This is a genomic window from Amycolatopsis saalfeldensis, from assembly GCF_900110575.1.
GTDB lineage: Bacteria > Actinomycetota > Actinomycetes > Mycobacteriales > Pseudonocardiaceae > Amycolatopsis > Amycolatopsis saalfeldensis.
Genome location: NZ_FOEF01000002.1, coordinates 261274 through 275058, shown reverse-complemented (window position 1 = coordinate 275058; position 13785 = coordinate 261274). Strand labels below are relative to the sequence as shown.

General features: G+C 73.5%; 14 protein-coding genes. 6 read left to right on the top strand and 8 right to left on the bottom strand.

All coding sequences use genetic code 11. The annotated features are described in order from the left end of the window. Positions 1-37: 37 nt before the first annotated feature. The 3 genes from BMY97_RS05355 to mobA all read right to left on the bottom strand — a co-directional run bounded on the left by BMY97_RS05355 (position 38) and on the right by mobA (position 2758). Positions 38-982, bottom strand: a complete 945-nt coding sequence (locus BMY97_RS05355) for a DUF58 domain-containing protein (protein ID WP_091613370.1) — start codon at positions 980-982, stop codon at positions 38-40. A gap of 4 nt (positions 983-986) precedes the next feature. Further along, entirely contained in the window at positions 987-2060 is a 1074-nt protein-coding gene (locus BMY97_RS05350) for an AAA family ATPase (RefSeq protein WP_091613367.1), read from the bottom strand. 152 nt (positions 2061-2212) lie between these two features. Beyond that, entirely contained in the window at positions 2213-2758 is a 546-nt protein-coding gene (mobA, locus tag BMY97_RS05345) for a molybdenum cofactor guanylyltransferase (RefSeq protein WP_091613364.1), read from the bottom strand. Positions 2759-2839: 81 nt separating this feature from the next. On the opposite strand from mobA, the gene BMY97_RS05340 reads away from it, so the two are divergent. Together BMY97_RS05340 and BMY97_RS05335 are read left to right on the top strand one after the other, a co-directional pair. Further along, entirely contained in the window at positions 2840-3631 is a 792-nt protein-coding gene (locus BMY97_RS05340) for a GNAT family N-acetyltransferase (RefSeq protein WP_091613361.1), read from the top strand. Between the two features lie 113 nt (positions 3632-3744). Continuing rightward, positions 3745-4176: a helix-turn-helix transcriptional regulator gene (locus tag BMY97_RS05335; RefSeq protein ID WP_091613358.1), complete on the top strand. Its 432-nt coding sequence runs from the start codon at positions 3745-3747 to the stop codon at positions 4174-4176. Between the two features lie 30 nt (positions 4177-4206). Here BMY97_RS05335 and BMY97_RS05330 read toward each other — a convergent pair whose 3' ends face one another. Beyond that, positions 4207-4812, bottom strand: coding sequence for a response regulator transcription factor (locus BMY97_RS05330; RefSeq protein ID WP_091613355.1), 606 nt, complete (start codon positions 4810-4812; stop codon positions 4207-4209). Then, entirely contained in the window at positions 4809-6035 is a 1227-nt protein-coding gene (locus tag BMY97_RS05325; RefSeq protein ID WP_091613352.1) for a sensor histidine kinase, read from the bottom strand. Before BMY97_RS05325 ends, BMY97_RS05330 begins: the two co-directional genes overlap by 4 nt. Positions 6036-6181: 146 nt before the next feature. Between BMY97_RS05325 and BMY97_RS05320 the strand changes: the two genes are divergently transcribed. Continuing rightward, positions 6182-7663 (top strand): alpha/beta hydrolase, encoded by a 1482-nt coding sequence (locus BMY97_RS05320; RefSeq protein ID WP_091613349.1) that lies wholly within the window; start codon positions 6182-6184, stop codon positions 7661-7663. Between the two features lie 28 nt (positions 7664-7691). Here BMY97_RS05320 and BMY97_RS05315 read toward each other — a convergent pair whose 3' ends face one another. Beyond that, positions 7692-8087 (bottom strand): winged helix-turn-helix transcriptional regulator, encoded by a 396-nt coding sequence (locus BMY97_RS05315; RefSeq protein ID WP_091613347.1) that lies wholly within the window; start codon positions 8085-8087, stop codon positions 7692-7694. A gap of 122 nt (positions 8088-8209) precedes the next feature. On the opposite strand from BMY97_RS05315, the gene BMY97_RS05310 reads away from it, so the two are divergent. Beyond that, positions 8210-9043, top strand: coding sequence for an enoyl-CoA hydratase/isomerase family protein (locus BMY97_RS05310; RefSeq protein ID WP_091613344.1), 834 nt, complete (start codon positions 8210-8212; stop codon positions 9041-9043). Here the strand turns inward: BMY97_RS05310 and BMY97_RS05305 are convergent, their stop codons facing one another. Further along, a complete protein-coding gene (locus tag BMY97_RS05305) occupies positions 9044-9487 on the bottom strand; it encodes an Lrp/AsnC family transcriptional regulator (protein WP_091613342.1) in 444 nt (147 codons plus the stop codon). Between the two features lie 154 nt (positions 9488-9641). Between BMY97_RS05305 and BMY97_RS05300 the strand changes: the two genes are divergently transcribed. Next, entirely contained in the window at positions 9642-10811 is a 1170-nt protein-coding gene (locus BMY97_RS05300) for a trans-sulfuration enzyme family protein (RefSeq protein WP_091613338.1), read from the top strand. A gap of 516 nt (positions 10812-11327) precedes the next feature. Next, positions 11328-12131 (top strand): amidohydrolase family protein, encoded by an 804-nt coding sequence (locus tag BMY97_RS48205; protein ID WP_245787167.1) that lies wholly within the window; start codon positions 11328-11330, stop codon positions 12129-12131. 27 nt (positions 12132-12158) lie between these two features. On the opposite strand, the gene BMY97_RS05290 is transcribed toward BMY97_RS48205, so the two are convergent. Beyond that, positions 12159-13511 carry an NlpC/P60 family protein gene (locus BMY97_RS05290; RefSeq protein ID WP_425425233.1) on the bottom strand — a complete coding sequence of 451 codons (1353 nt, stop codon included), beginning with the start codon at positions 13509-13511 and terminating at the stop codon, positions 12159-12161. Positions 13512-13785 lie beyond the last annotated feature (274 nt).

Genomic DNA, 13785 nt, shown 5'->3' with positions numbered 1-13785 from the left:
GAAAACGCGGCGCCGAATGCTTCCCTCGCAAGCAAACTCACGCGACACCCCCGGACCAGCGGCGCTTGCGGGCCACGACGAACCGCACCATGTCGGCGATCCAGTCCTGGTCGGTGCGCAGCACCAAATGCGCGGCGCCGGCGCGGCGCAGCGCCGCCGCGACCTCCTGCCGGTGGGCGTGCGCCGCGGCGCCGAACTCCTTGCGCAGCAAGGCAGAAGCGTGCACTTCGCGCTGTTTCCCTGTCTCCGGGTCGGCCAGTACGACGGTGCCCACGTCGGGCAGGTCGATGTCACGCGGGTCGAGCACCTCGATGGCGATCAGCTCGTGGTGCCCGCCGAGCGCGCGCAGCGGCCGCTGCCAGTCCGTGGGCCCGAGGAAGTCGGACATCACCACGGCCAGCCCGCGGCGCCGGGGCGGGCGGCGCAGCTGTTCCAGCGCGTCGGCGAGGTCGCCGCGGACGCCCTCGGGCGCGCGCGGCGTCTCGGCCAGCCGTCGGATCAGGCCGCGGGCGTGCGCGAGCCCGCCGCGCGCCGGGATCCGGTCGGTGCGCTCGCCGTTCGACACCAGCGCGCCGATCCGGTTGCCGCCCCCGCCGGTCAGGTGCGCGACGGCGGCCGTCGCGCACACCACCAGGTCACGCTTCTCGCACAGCGCCGTGCCGAAGTCGAGGCTCGCCGACAGGTCGGCCACCAGCCACGTCTCCAGCTCACGGTCGGCCACGGTCTCGCGGATGTGCGGGGTGGTCGTGCGGGCGGTGACCGCCCAGTCCATCCGGCGCACGTCGTCGCCCGGCTGGTAGATCCGCGCCTCGCCCGGCTCCGAGCCCGGCCCCGGCACCAGGCCGAGGTGATTGCCCTGCAGCAGCCCGTCGAGCCGGCGCCGCACGTCGAGTTCCAGCGTCCGCAGGCCGGCCTCCAGCCGGTCGCCCCGCAGCACCGGCGGCGCCCACCCGGGGCGCTCGCGCTGCTCCTTCTTCGCCACCGGCCTACCTGACGGGCGCGCCGGCGGGGACCGGGGCACCCGGCCCGTTCCCGCCCTGCGGCCGGGCGGAGACCTGCGGCAGCGGCACGGTCTGCAGCACCCGCGTGATGATGTGCTCCACCGGGACGCCGTCGGCCAGCGCGTCGTAGGACAGCACCAGGCGGTGGCGCAGCACGTCCGGCACGACGTCGACGACGTCCTGGGGCAGCACGTAATCACGGCCGCGGACCAGCGCGAGCGCGCGGGCGGCGGCGATGATGCCGAGGCTCGCGCGCGGCGAGGCGCCGTAGGACACCCAGCCGGCGACGTCGGCGAGGCCGTGGTCGGCCGGTGTGCGGGTGGTCAGCACCAGGCGCACCACGTAGTCGACCAGCGCGTGGTGCACGAACACCTGCGCGGCGACGCCCTGCAGCCGGACCAGCTCGCCCGGGCTGAGCACCTCGTGCGGCACCGGCGGCGTGACGCCCATCCGGTAGATGATCTCGCGCTCTTCCTCGGCGGTGGGGTACTCGACCAGGATCTTGAACAGGAACCGGTCGCGCTGGGCCTCCGGCAGCGGGTAGACGCCCTCGTTCTCGATCGGGTTCTGCGTGGCCAGCACCAGGAACGGGTCGGGCATCGGGAAGGTCTGGCCGCCGATCGACACGTGCCGCTCGGCCATCACCTCCAGCATCGCCGACTGCACCTTGGCCGGCGCGCGGTTGATCTCGTCGGCGAGCACGAAGTTCGCGACCACCGGGCCGAGCTCGACGTCGAACACCTCGGCGCCCTGGCGGTAGATGCGGGTGCCGAGGATGTCGGCGGGCACCAGGTCGGGGGTGAACTGCACCCGCGAGAACGAGCCGCCGACCACCCGCGCGAAGGTCTCCACGGCGAGGGTCTTGGCGACGCCGGGCACGCCTTCCAGCAGCAGGTGGCCCTTGGCCAGCAGCCCGACGAGCATGCGCTCCACCAGCCGGTCCTGGCCGACGATGATGCGCTTGACCTCGAACACGGTCCGTTCCAGCAACTGGGCGTCCCGCGCCGGCGTGCCGGGCTGCTGCCCGTTCGCGCCCTCGGCGTAGCCGGGCTCGGTCACTCTGCCTCCTGTGGTTCTGTGCTTGCGGCTCGCCCCGCGACCGTACTGCCTCGCGGGGACCGCCGTCCGCCCGCCACGCACACCCCAGGCGGACCACGGCGATCCGTCCGACCATGCAACCGCACCACCGGTATGACAGCTGTGAAGACGCCCTAGCGGTGGCGCTCCAGGTCCGCCGGCGTGTCGATGTCGTCGCTCTCGCCCGGCTCGGCCGGGACGTCCACGAGGGACAGCCCGCCCAGCGCCCGGCGCAGCGACGCGTTCTCCGGCGGCTCGGGGATCGCCTGCCGCAACGCCGCCAGGCGCCAGGCGCCGAGCAGCCACTGCCGCTCCCCCGCCGCGTCGACGAGCACGGCGCCGTCGGCGTCCGCGAGCGCCGCCCGCAGCCGGTCCACTGTGGACTTCCGCACCCCCGGCAGGTCGGCGGCCAGCACCACCACGACACCGTCGCCGGCCACCAGCGCCAGCCCGGCCGCGAGCGCGGCCACCGGGCCGGTGCCGGGCACGGGCTCGCGCGTCCACACCACCCCGTCGTGGCCGGGGCGCCGCGGGCCGACCACCACCACCGGGTCCGCGCCGCCGACGGCGGCCACCGCCCGGGAGAGCAGCGACGAACCGCCCACCACCAGCCCCGGTTTGTCCACACCGGACAGCCGGCGCGCGGCCCCGCCGGCGAGCACGATCCCCGCGTACGGCATTCGCGCCTCCCTGTCCCCCGGAAAAACGGCGCTCCGGAAAACCGTTCCCCTGCCGGGTCGGGTCCACGCTAGCGTCCGGGGATGCCCGACGCCGCGCGGCTGCTCGCCGCTTATGAAGAGCAGGTCCGCCACGCCGAGCTGACGATCCCGGAGCCGGGCTTGCGGCTGGACCCCGACGGCCCGGTGGTCCGCGTGACCGGCGGCCGCCGCGGGCTCGTCACCGGACGGCACGACCTCGGTGTCACCGGGCCCGCGCTGGACGAGCTGATCGCGCGGCAGCGGGACCACTTCGCCGCCCGCGGGGAGGCCGTCGAGTGGAAGACACGCGGCCACGACCGGCCGGCGTCGCTCGCGGAGCGGCTCCTCGCGGCGGGGTTCGAGCCGGAGCCGCGGGAGACCGTCGTGATCGCGGCGATCGCCGACCTGGGGCCGGAGTCCGCGGCGCCGGACGGCGTGCTGGTGCGCGAGGTCCGCGGCGAGGCGGACCTGCGGCGGATCGCCGCGCTGAGCGCCGAGGTGTTCGGCACGGACGAGGACGCGCTGGCCGCCGACCTCGTCGGCCGCCCGGACGCCGCGACGCACGTGGTCGCGGAGGCGGACGGGCGGCTCGTCTCCGCCGCACGGCTGGAGTTCGTGCCCGGCACCGAGTTCGCCGGCCTCTGGGGCGGCGGCACCCTGCCCGCGTGGCGCGGCCGGGGCCTGTACCGCGCGCTCGTCGCGCGCCGCGCCCGGCTGGCCGCGGCCCGCGGCGTCCGCTACCTGCAGGTGGACGCCTCCGAAGACAGCCGCCCGATCCTCGAACGGCTCGGCTTCACGGCCGTCACCACAACCACGCCCTACGTCTGGAGCCCGCCGGCGGCGGAAGTCCGATGAGCCCGCGGCCGCCTGCCGCGAGGTGGCCTCGCCGAGAAGATCGGCCTCCCGCCCGAACCCGGTGACCCGCGGGTTCCGCTGACGCCGGCCCAGCCACCAGGCACAATGGCGGCATGAGCCCCGACCTCGACGAGCTGCGACGGCTGCGGCGAGCCCGCGACCGGATGGACCGGGAGTACGCGCAGCCGCTCGACGTGGCCGCGCTCGCCCGCACCGCGCTGATGTCGGCCGGGCATTTCAGCCGCCGCTTCCGCGACGCGTATGGCGAAACGCCGTACTCCTACCTCATGACGCGCCGCATCGAGCGGGCGAAGTCGCTGCTGCGCCGCGGCGATCTGAGCGTGACGGATGTCTGCTTCGCCGTCGGGTGTACCAGCCTGGGCTCGTTCAGCGCGCGCTTCACCGAGCTCGTCGGCCAGACGCCCAGCTCCTACCGCGCGGGCGACCACGAGGAGCTGCGGGTGCTGCCGGGCTGCCAGGCGATGGTCCTGACCCGGCCCCGGCGCGTGAAGGCCGGGAGCAGTTCCGGAGACGCGCCCGCCTGACCTGCGAAACTCCCACCGGTGCGACGGGCGTCAGAGCCAGCCGTTCGTTTCCGCGATCCGGGCCGCTTCCGCGCGGGTGCGGGCCTGGGTCTTGCCGATCGCCGACGACAGGTGGTTGCGCACGGTTCCTTCCGACAGCCCGACGGTCCTGGCGATGTCGGCGACCGTGCCGCCCTCGGCCGCGGCGCGGAGCACGTCCGCTTCGCGGTCGGTCAGCGGGCTGGCGCCGCTCGCGAGGGATTCGGCCGCGAGGGCGGGATCCACGAACCGCAGCCCGGCGTGGACGCGGCGGATCGCGTTGACCAGCTGTTCGGGACGGGAGTCCTTCACCACGTACCCGGCCGCGCCCGCCGACATCGCGCGGGAGAGGTAGCCGGGCCGGCTGAAGGTGGTGCAGATGATCACGCGGCAGGACGGCAGGGCGTGGCGGAGCTCGGCGGCCACGGCCAGCCCGTCCCGGCCCGGCATCTGCACGTCGAGCAGCGCGACGTCGGGAGCGGTCCGCCGCGCGGCGGGGAGCACCTCGGTGCCGTCGCCGAGCTCGGCGACCACTTCGAGGTCGGGTTCGAGCCGCAGCATCGACGCCAGCGCACCGCGCACCAGCGCCTGGTCGTCGGCCAGCAGGACCCGGATCACGCGGGCCCCGTTCCGTCGGCCGGCCGCGGTGCCGGCGCGCGGGCCAGTACGCGGAAGCCGCCGCCGGGGGCCCGCCCGTGTTCGAGCGCGCCGGACACCGCGTCCAGCCGTTCGGCGAGACCGGTCAGGCCGTGCCCGGCCACGGTCGCGGCCGCGGCGGTGCCGTCGTCGGTGATCTCCACCCAGTCGCGGCCGAGCCGGATGCGGCAGCGGCCGGCGTCGGAGTGCCGCAGCACGTTGGTGACCGCTTCCCGGACCACGTAACCGAAAACCCCGTGCAGCCCGGGCAGCACGTCGTCGGCCGTCGCGGGCAGGTCGGCCCGCACGCCGGCGGCGCGCAGGGCCATCCGGGCACCGGCGATCTCGGTGGTCAGCGACACCGTGCGGTAGTCCGAGACGGTGGCCCGCACGTCGGAAAGCGCCTGCCGGCACAGGCTTTCCAGCTCGCCGACCTCGGTCACGGCGGGAGCGGTGTCCCCACCGGACTCCAGGATCCGCCGGGTCAGCCCCAGTTTGACGGTCATCGTCGAGAGAGTGTGCCCGAGGACGTCGTGGAGGTCCCTGGCGACCCGCTCCCGTTCCTGGTCCACGGCCAGGCGCCGGACCTGCGCACGCGCGGCCCGCAAGTGGCCGATCGTGAAGACCAGCGCGAACACGGTGCCGAGGGCGGCGGTCACCCCGGCCAGCGTGGCCACCAGCGCCCAGTTCACCCGGCCTTCGGCCAGCTGCATCCAGCCGATCTGGCCGATCACGGTGGCGAGGCCGAGCAGCAGGGAATACCGCAGCGGCAACAGCATCAGCCCGGCCGCGACGGCGTAGGTCAGGTCGGTCAGGTAGTCGGGCGAGCCCAGCAGCACGGCCGGCGCGGCCCCGAGCACGAACACCGCGGCCACGATGGCGATCCGCTGCCGGTGCGAGGCCCGCGGCCCGTACCACGGAACCAGCTGGCAGCCGACGCCGTAACAGACGACCAGGCCCAGCACCACCCCGGCGCGCACCGGGTCGTGGTCGCCGCCGGCGACACCGGCGAACCGCGCGATCAGGAAGAGCGAGGAGAGGTTCGCGATCGCGACGACCGCCACCGCCCTGCGGCCGCGCCGCCGCTGACCGTCCAGCGGTTCGCCCCGGAAACTCCAATCCGGCCACGACCGGACGGAGAACTCCTCGGGCTCGTCAGGCACCACCGCGGTGATGCTACGGGAGCGGTCCGGTGATTCGATCATGCGACAAGCGTCCGGGCCGGACGGCTCCCCGCCCCACCCATCCGTCACTCGATGGGCCATGACATCCGGCAGGGGTCCCCTCCGTCGAGTACTGCTGTCCTTGGGTTCTTCCCCGCGCGATTCACGATGGACCAAGGAGAAATCCCATGCGCAGGATCTTGCCCGCGGCCCTCGCCGCCGCGGCCGTGATGGCGAGTGTGGCGGCGGTGACCGCGGCTGTCGCGGCGAACGCGGAGCCGGCCGGACCGCCGCAGGCACCCGTGGCCTGGGGTGCCTGCCCGAAAGGCACGGACCCGGCCCTGCAGTGCGCGACGCTCCCGGTTCCGCTGGACTACCGCCATCCCGAAGGGCGGAAGATCGACCTCGCGATCTCCCGGCTGCCCAGCAAAGACCCGGCGAAGCGCCGCGGCGCCCTGCTGACCGACCCCGGCGGCCCCGGCCTGCCCGGGCAGCTGGCCGTGCCCCTGCTGGGCCTGCCCCAGCAGGTCCGGGACAGCTACGACGTGATCGGGTTCGACCCGCGCGGCATCGGCCGCAGCGCGCCGCTGACCTGCGACCTGACCAGGGAGCAGAACGCCATCGCCACCACCCCGCCCTATCCGTACAACGCGGCCGACGTGGCGAAGCAGGCCGAGGCCGCGAAAACCATCGCCCGGCAGTGCGCCACCTCGGAGACCTCCGACGTCCTGCCGTTCGTCACCACCGCGAACACCGCCCGCGACATGGACCGGATCCGCGCGGCGCTGGGCGAGGGGAAGATCTCGTACTACGGCGAGTCCTACGGCACCTACCTGGGCGCGGTGTACACGACGCTGTTCCCGGACCGGAGCGACCGCATCGTGCTCGACAGCAGCCTGCCCCCGGAGGGCTACGACATCGGGGCGTTGCGAAGCCAGGGCGCGGGCTTCCAGACCCGCTTCCCGGACTTCGCGAAGTTCGCCGCTGCCGATCCGAAGCAGTACGGGCTCGGTGCCACCCCGGCCGCGGTGAACGCCGGCTACTTCCAGCTCGCCGAGCGCCTGGACAAGACTCCGGCGCAGGGGTACGACGGCACGGCGTTCCGCGCGTCCGCCGCGGCCTACATCCGCTCGGACAGCACGTTCCCCCTGCTCGCGACGCTGTGGCGCGACCTCGACACCGGCCGGCCGCTCCCTCCCGAGCTCGCCCAGCCCGACCCCGGCAACGCCCCCTTCAGTGATCGCGGCCGCGTCTCCGTCGGCTACCTGAGCGTGATCTGCAACGACTCGCAGTGGCCGGCATCGGTGCGGGACTACCAGCGGGACGTCGCGGCCGACCGGGCGCGCTACCCGATGTACGGCCCGATCGCGGCCGAGATCCGGCCGTGCGCGTTCTGGCCGGCTCCGGCGGAGCCGAAGGTGCGGATCACCGGGCGCGGACCGTCGGACGTGCTGATGGTCCAGAACCTCCGCGACCCGGCGACCCCGCTGGCCGGCGCGCTCCGGACGCGGGCGGCGTTCGGCGGCCGGGCCCGGCTGGTCACCGTCGACCAGGGCGGGCACGTGGCCTACGGGGCCGGGAACAAGTGCGGCAACGACGCGGTGACCGGCTACCTGGTCACCGGGCAGCGTCCCGCCCACGACGCCTTCTGCCCGGCACAACCGGCCTGATCGGCCCGCGCGCACCGGCGAGGCCGGGCTACGGCCGCCCGGCCTGAAGCCGCCGGTCGTACCCCCGCTGGGAGTCCTGGATCTCGCCGGTGTGCGCGACCGTCCAGTCGTAGAGGCGGCCGAACGGCTCGCGCAGGGATTCGCCGAGCGGGGTCAGGGAGTACTCGACGCCGATCGGCGAGGTGGGCAGCACGCGGCGCTCGATCATCCCGTTGCGCTCCAGGCGGCGCAGGGTCTGGGTGAGCACCCGCTGGGTCACGCCCTCGAGGTGGCGCTTGATGTCGTTGAACCGGCGCGGTTTCTCGAGCACGGCCAGCACCATCATCGACCACTTGTCGGCGATCTGGTCGAGGATCGGGCGGCTGGGGCAGTCGGCCCGGTAGACGGCGCCGTCGAGGCCGGGATCCGTCCGCGGAGTGGCCATCCGGGTATCCTCCATGATCCCAACGATGCCGAGAGTGCGTTATTGACGCCGGAGACCCGCCGTCCCAGGCTAGGTATACATCAGGAACCTAGCTACCGGCCAGGCACGAATCGGAGATCTCCATGTCCCACGACGCCTACGCGACCCTGCGGGTGAGCCGCGAGGCCGGCATCGTCCGCGTCACCCTCGACAACCCTCCGGTCAACGTCCTGGACGTCGCCCTCATGACCGACCTGCGGCGCCTGCTGGCGACCCTGCGGGACGACGATTCGGCCCGCGTGATCGTGTTCGGCAGCGCCGACCCGGACTTCTTCATCGCCCACGTGGACATGTCCCTTGTGGACACCCCGGCGGCCTTCGACGGGCTCGCGGCCGGCATTACCAGCGGTGTCAACGTCTTCCAGGCCCTCGGGGAACTGCTGCGCCACCAGCCCCAGGTGACGATCGTCAAGCTGGCCGGCCTGGCGCGCGGCGGCGGCGCGGAGTTCGTCGCGGCGGCGGACCTGACCTTCGCCGCGATCGGCCGCGCCGGCCTCGGCCAGATCGAGGCCCTCATGGGCATCGTCCCCGGCGGTGGCGGCACGCAGTATCTGGCCAACCGGGCCGGCCGCCATCGCGCGCTGGAGGCGGTGCTGGGCGCCGAACTGTTCGACGCCGAGACCGCCGAACGCTACGGCTGGGTCAACCGCGCCGTGCCCGCCGGGGAACTCGACGAGGTGGTCGACCGGCTCGCCCGCACTATCGCCGCCCTGCCGGAAGGCGTGATCGCCGCGGCGAAACGCGCCCTCCCCCCGGAAGACCTCTCCGCCGGCCTCCAGCGGGAAAACGACGCTTGGGCAAGCCAGTTCGTCCGCCCCGCCGCCGAGAAGCTGATCCGCGGCGGGCTCGCCCACGGCGCCCAGACCCGCGAAGGCGAGCGTGATCTGGAGGGCCTGCTCCGCGGCCTGAACGGCTGATCAACGGGAGCCGGCCGAGAGGGTTTTCATGGTGACGTAGCTGGTCACGGCGGCCACACTGGGCAGGCCGGCCAGGCGGTTGGCGTGGAAGTCCTCATAGGCGGGCAAGTCCGCGACCTCGACGTGGAGCAGGTAGTCGTAGTCGCCGGTGACGTGGTGGCACTGCACCACGCCGGGCAGCCGGACCACCGCGCGCTCGAACGCGACCACGTCCGCGCGGCCGTGGCGCACCAGCCGGACGCCGGCGAACACGCGCAGGCCGCGGCCGACCGCGGCCGGATCGAGCACGGCACGGTAACCCCGGATCACCCCCGTCTCCTCCAGCCGTCGCACCCGGCGCAGACAGGGCGACGGCGACAGGCCGACCCGGGCGGCGAGCTCCGCGTTGCTGATCCGGCCGTCCGCTTCGAGCACGGCCACTATCGACCGGTCCACTTCGTCCATGAGGGCAGATTATTGCGCGCCCGGGCGACCTAGCACATCGGCCGGCCTGGTCAGCGACGCCATTTGCTGCCGAAGTTGCGCCGGATCGGCCCGCGGCGGCGGACGGCCGGGCACGCTGGTGCGGCCGGACGACCCGATCCCGGGAAGGGGAACCATGCCTGGCCGCAGTACGGTCGCCATCCATGCCGATCGCGGCATCGCTCCCAGCCGCGCGGTGGCACCGCCCATCCACCAGACGGCGACGTTCGCGGCCGAAGACGCCGAAGCGTTCGCCCGGGTCGCGGTGGACCGGCGGGGCCACGATTTCTACACCCGGTACGGCAACCCGAACCACGCGCAGGTCGCGGCGGTGGTCGCGGAACTGGAACACACCGAGGCGGCGATGGTCACCGCCTCCGGGATGGCCGCGCTCACCACCGCTGTGCTCGGCCTGGTGTCGGCCGGCGACCACGTGATCGGGCAGAAGTCCACCTACGGCGGCACCGCGTCGGTACTGCTGAACCTGTTGCCACGGCTCGGGATTTCGGTCACGCAGGTCGACCAGACCGACCTGGCGGCGTTCGGCCGGGCGCTGAGCCCGCGGACCCGGCTGATCCTGCTGGAGTCGCCGAGCAATCCACTGCTCCAGATCACGGACCTGGGCGCCGTCGCCGGTCTGGCCCGCGCGCACGGCGCGCTGACCATGGCGGACAACACCTTTGCCACGCCGGTGAACCAGCGGCCGGCGGACGTCGGCGTCGACCTGGTCTGGCACAGCGCGACCAAGTACCTCAACGGCCACAGCGACGTGTCGGCCGGGGTGCTGGCCGGATCGGCCGAACTCCTGGACCGGATCTGGGACGTCGCGCTGCTGACCGGCGCCGTGCTCGGCCCGTTCGACGCGTGGCTGCTGCTGCGCGGCCTGCGCACGCTGCCGCTGCGGATGCCCCGGCACAACGCCAACGGCCAGGCGCTCGCGGAAGCGTTGCAGGATCACCCGGCCGTGGGACGAGTGCATTACCCCGGCCTCACCACCCACCCGCAGCACGTGCTCGCGGCCAAGCAGATGAGCGGCTTCGGCGGCGTGCTGGCAGTCGAGCTGGCCGCCGGTTTCGAAGCGGCGGACGCGTTTCTCGGGCGCCTGCGCTACGCCCGCCGATCGGCCGGCCTCGGCGGGGTCGAGTCGCTCGCCGTGCACCCGGCGTCCATGTGGCGCGGAATGCTCAGCGAGCAGCAGATCGCCGAGTCCGGCGTGCCGCTCGGCCTGGTCCGGCTGGCCGCCGGCACCGAGGACACCGAAGACCTGGTCGCCGACGTGCTCGCGGCGGCCGACTCCGTCAAATGACCGAGAAAGGCGTTCACCCGATGAAAACCCTCATCACCGGCGGCACGGTCCTCAGCCTGGACCCGGCGGTCGGCGATTTCACCCGCGGCGACGTCCTGATCCGCGATGGCGTGATCGAAGCCGTCGCAGCGCGGATCGACGCGCCGGACGCCGAAGTGATCGACGGGACCGCGCGGATCGTGCTGCCCGGCTTCGTCGACAACCACCGCCACACCTGGCAGACGGCGTTCCGCGGCATCGGCGCCGACTGGGCGTTCGAGGACTACGTGACGGCGATGCACGGCACGCTCAAGCCGCACTACCGGCCGGAGGACGTCCACCTCGGGAACCTGCTCGGCCGGCTGGAGGCCCTGCACTCCGGGGTGACCACCATGCTGGACTGGTTCCACGCCACGCAGAGTCCCGAGCACGCGGACGCCGCGCTGGCCGGCCTCCGGGACGCGCCGGGGGCGGTCGATCTTCTGCTACGGCGCGGGTTACCGGACCACCGACCGGATCGAAGCCGAAGTCCGCCGGGTGCGGGCCGAGGTCGGCGGCACCGGCCCGGTCACCATGGCGCTGGGACTGCGCGGCCCGGGCGAGGTCGCCATGGACACCGTCGCCGGGGACCTCAAGCTGGCGGCCGAACTCGGGCTGCGGACCAGCATGCACGTCGACGGCCTGTCCGGCGGCCGGCCGATCGACGCGCTCCGGGCGCACGGGCTCCTGTCGGACACCACGACCTTCGTGCACGCCAACGGGCTCGGCGACGACGAGCTGCGGATGCTGGCCGACGCCGGCAGCTCGGTGTCGATCAGCCCGGACGTCGAGGCGAAGATGGGCTTCGGCTGGCCCGAGACCGGCCGCGCGCTGGCGGCCGGACTGCGCCCGACACTGTCCGCGGACGACTGCCCGTCCGCGGCCGGCGACCTGTTCGCCACGATGCGCACCGCCTTCGCCGTGCAGCGCGGGCTCGACGGCAGCCTGAATTCCCGGGACCTGCTGGACTTCGTGACGGTCGACGCGGCGCAGTCCTGTGGCCTCGGCGCCCGTACCGGCAGCCTCACCCCCGGCAAGGAGGCGGACGTGATCCTGCTCCGCGCCGACGACCCGACCGTCTTCCCGGTCGCCGACGCCGCCGGCACCGTCGTCACGGCGGGTCACCCCGGGCTGGTCGACACGGTTCTCGTCGCCGGCGAAGTGGTCAAGCGGGACGGCCGTCTGCTCGGCGTCGACCTGCCGGCGCTCCAAGCCCGGCTGCTGGCCTCGCGCGACCGGATCGCCGCGGCCGCGGGTGTTCCGCTCGACGGCACTTGGCGCCCCGGCTCGAATCGCGGCTGATACCGCCTTTCCCGGGTGGACGGCGCCTCAGCCGACCAGCCGGGTCGCGTACGGCATGATGCCGCCGTAGCGGACGGAGGTCACGCGGACGTACGAGCCGGACTGCGGGGCCTCCACCATCTGCCCGCCGCCGAGGTACAGGGCGACGTGGTGGATGCCGGCGGAGCCGCCGTAGAACAGCATGTCGCCGCGGCGCATCTGCGACAGCGGCACGCGGCGGCCGGACGTGTACTGGTAGCCGCTGTAGTGCGAAAGGGACTGCACGCCGGCGAAGGCGTAGATCATCAGGCCCGAGCAGTCGAAGCCGATCTTGCGGTAGTCGCCGTACATGTCGGCGACGCCGCCGTCGCGGATGCCGCGGGTCGGGCCGCTCGCGTTGCCGCCGCCCCAGGCGTACGGGAGGCCCACCTGGGACAGCGCCCGCGCGATCACCGCTTCGATCGAGGAGCCCGCCGCCGGGGAAGGACGGCCGCCGCCACCGGAGGGACCGTCGTTGCCACCGCCGCTGTGGCTGGCGGCCAGCGCCGCCTGACGGGCGCGTTCCTCGTCCTCACGCTGCTTCTGCGCGACCCAGTCCTGGTACCGCTGCCGCTGGCCCTGCAGGCCGTTGACCTTCGACTGCGCGGCGTAGAGCTGCTGCTCCACAGAGGACTTGTTCGCCTGCAGCTGCGTGTTCTGCGCCGCCTGCGCCTGCTGTGCCTCGACGGCGGCGGACTGCGCCGCGTCCGCGCCGCTCTTCGCCTGCCGCGCGGCCGCTTGCTTCTGCTGCGCGACATCGAGGGCCTTGCGGGCGGCGGAGTCCTTGTTGGACTTGTCCGTCTGCGCCTGCTGCAGCCGGTCCAGCGCGTTCAGCCGTGAGCCGCCGATGGAGTCCAGCAGCTGGGCGCGCGCCAGCAGGTCCTGCGGGCTCTGGGCGGTGAGGTAGGCGGAGATCGAGCCGATCGTGCTGCCCTGCTCGAAGCTCGCCGCGGCGAACTTCTTCAAGTCCTCGCGGGCCTTTTCGATGGCCGCCGCGGCCGTGTCGGCCTGCGTGCGCGCGGACTGGGCGTCCTGCTCCGCCTGCGTGGCCGCGTCCTGCGCCGTCTGCAGGTCGACCAGCGCCTTGTTGGCCTCCTCCTGCTTCAGCTCGAGGTCGTCCTGCAGCGAGCTGAGCTTCCCCTCGGCCTGCGCGAGCTGGTTGGTCAGCCGGCCGACCTCGCCGGCCTTCTCGTTCGCCGCCGCCTTCGAAGAGTTCAGGTCGGAGTCGCTCGGGTTCGGCGGGGGCGGCGGCACCGCCAGGCCCGTGCCGGTCGCGCCGAACAGCACCACCAGGGCGAACGTGCCGACGGTCAGGCCGCGCCGGACTCCGGGCCGGGCACCGCGTGCACTCCGGATCGCCACGACCCGCCACCTCCGCTCACCAGGGACAACGCCCACCAGGCACAACTCCGCAGCGCGCACACCCCGTGCCACTGCAGTCACACCACTATCACAAGCCTCAGGCGGAACTCACACACCGTAGGTATCAATTCCCCTCATCGGGGGACCCCGGCGGCCCGGCGTGTCCGAATGGCCCAGCTCACTCCGCGTGTCGTCTTGAAGTTAATACAGGACACGCGTACTGTTTGGAGCGACGGACGAGGTGTGCCATCCCGATTCCGGTCCTACGGTGGGG

Excerpts from the sequence above, each read along its gene's own strand:
- mobA (WP_091613364.1), bottom strand. The coding sequence starts at position 2,758 with ATGCCGTACGCGGGGATCGTGCTCGCCGGCGGGGCCGCGCGCCGGCTG.
- BMY97_RS05340 (WP_091613361.1), top strand. The coding sequence starts at position 2,840 with ATGCCCGACGCCGCGCGGCTGCTCGCCGCTTATGAAGAGCAGGTCCGC.
- BMY97_RS05335 (WP_091613358.1), top strand. The coding sequence starts at position 3,745 with ATGAGCCCCGACCTCGACGAGCTGCGACGGCTGCGGCGAGCCCGCGAC.
- BMY97_RS05325 (WP_091613352.1), bottom strand. The coding sequence starts at position 6,035 with ATGATCGAATCACCGGACCGCTCCCGTAGCATCACCGCGGTGGTGCCT.
- BMY97_RS05320 (WP_091613349.1), top strand. The coding sequence starts at position 6,182 with ATGCGCAGGATCTTGCCCGCGGCCCTCGCCGCCGCGGCCGTGATGGCG.
- BMY97_RS05315 (WP_091613347.1), bottom strand. The coding sequence starts at position 8,087 with ATGGCCACTCCGCGGACGGATCCCGGCCTCGACGGCGCCGTCTACCGG.
- BMY97_RS05310 (WP_091613344.1), top strand. The coding sequence starts at position 8,210 with ATGTCCCACGACGCCTACGCGACCCTGCGGGTGAGCCGCGAGGCCGGC.
- BMY97_RS05305 (WP_091613342.1), bottom strand. The coding sequence starts at position 9,487 with ATGGACGAAGTGGACCGGTCGATAGTGGCCGTGCTCGAAGCGGACGGC.
- BMY97_RS05300 (WP_091613338.1), top strand. The coding sequence starts at position 9,642 with ATGCCTGGCCGCAGTACGGTCGCCATCCATGCCGATCGCGGCATCGCT.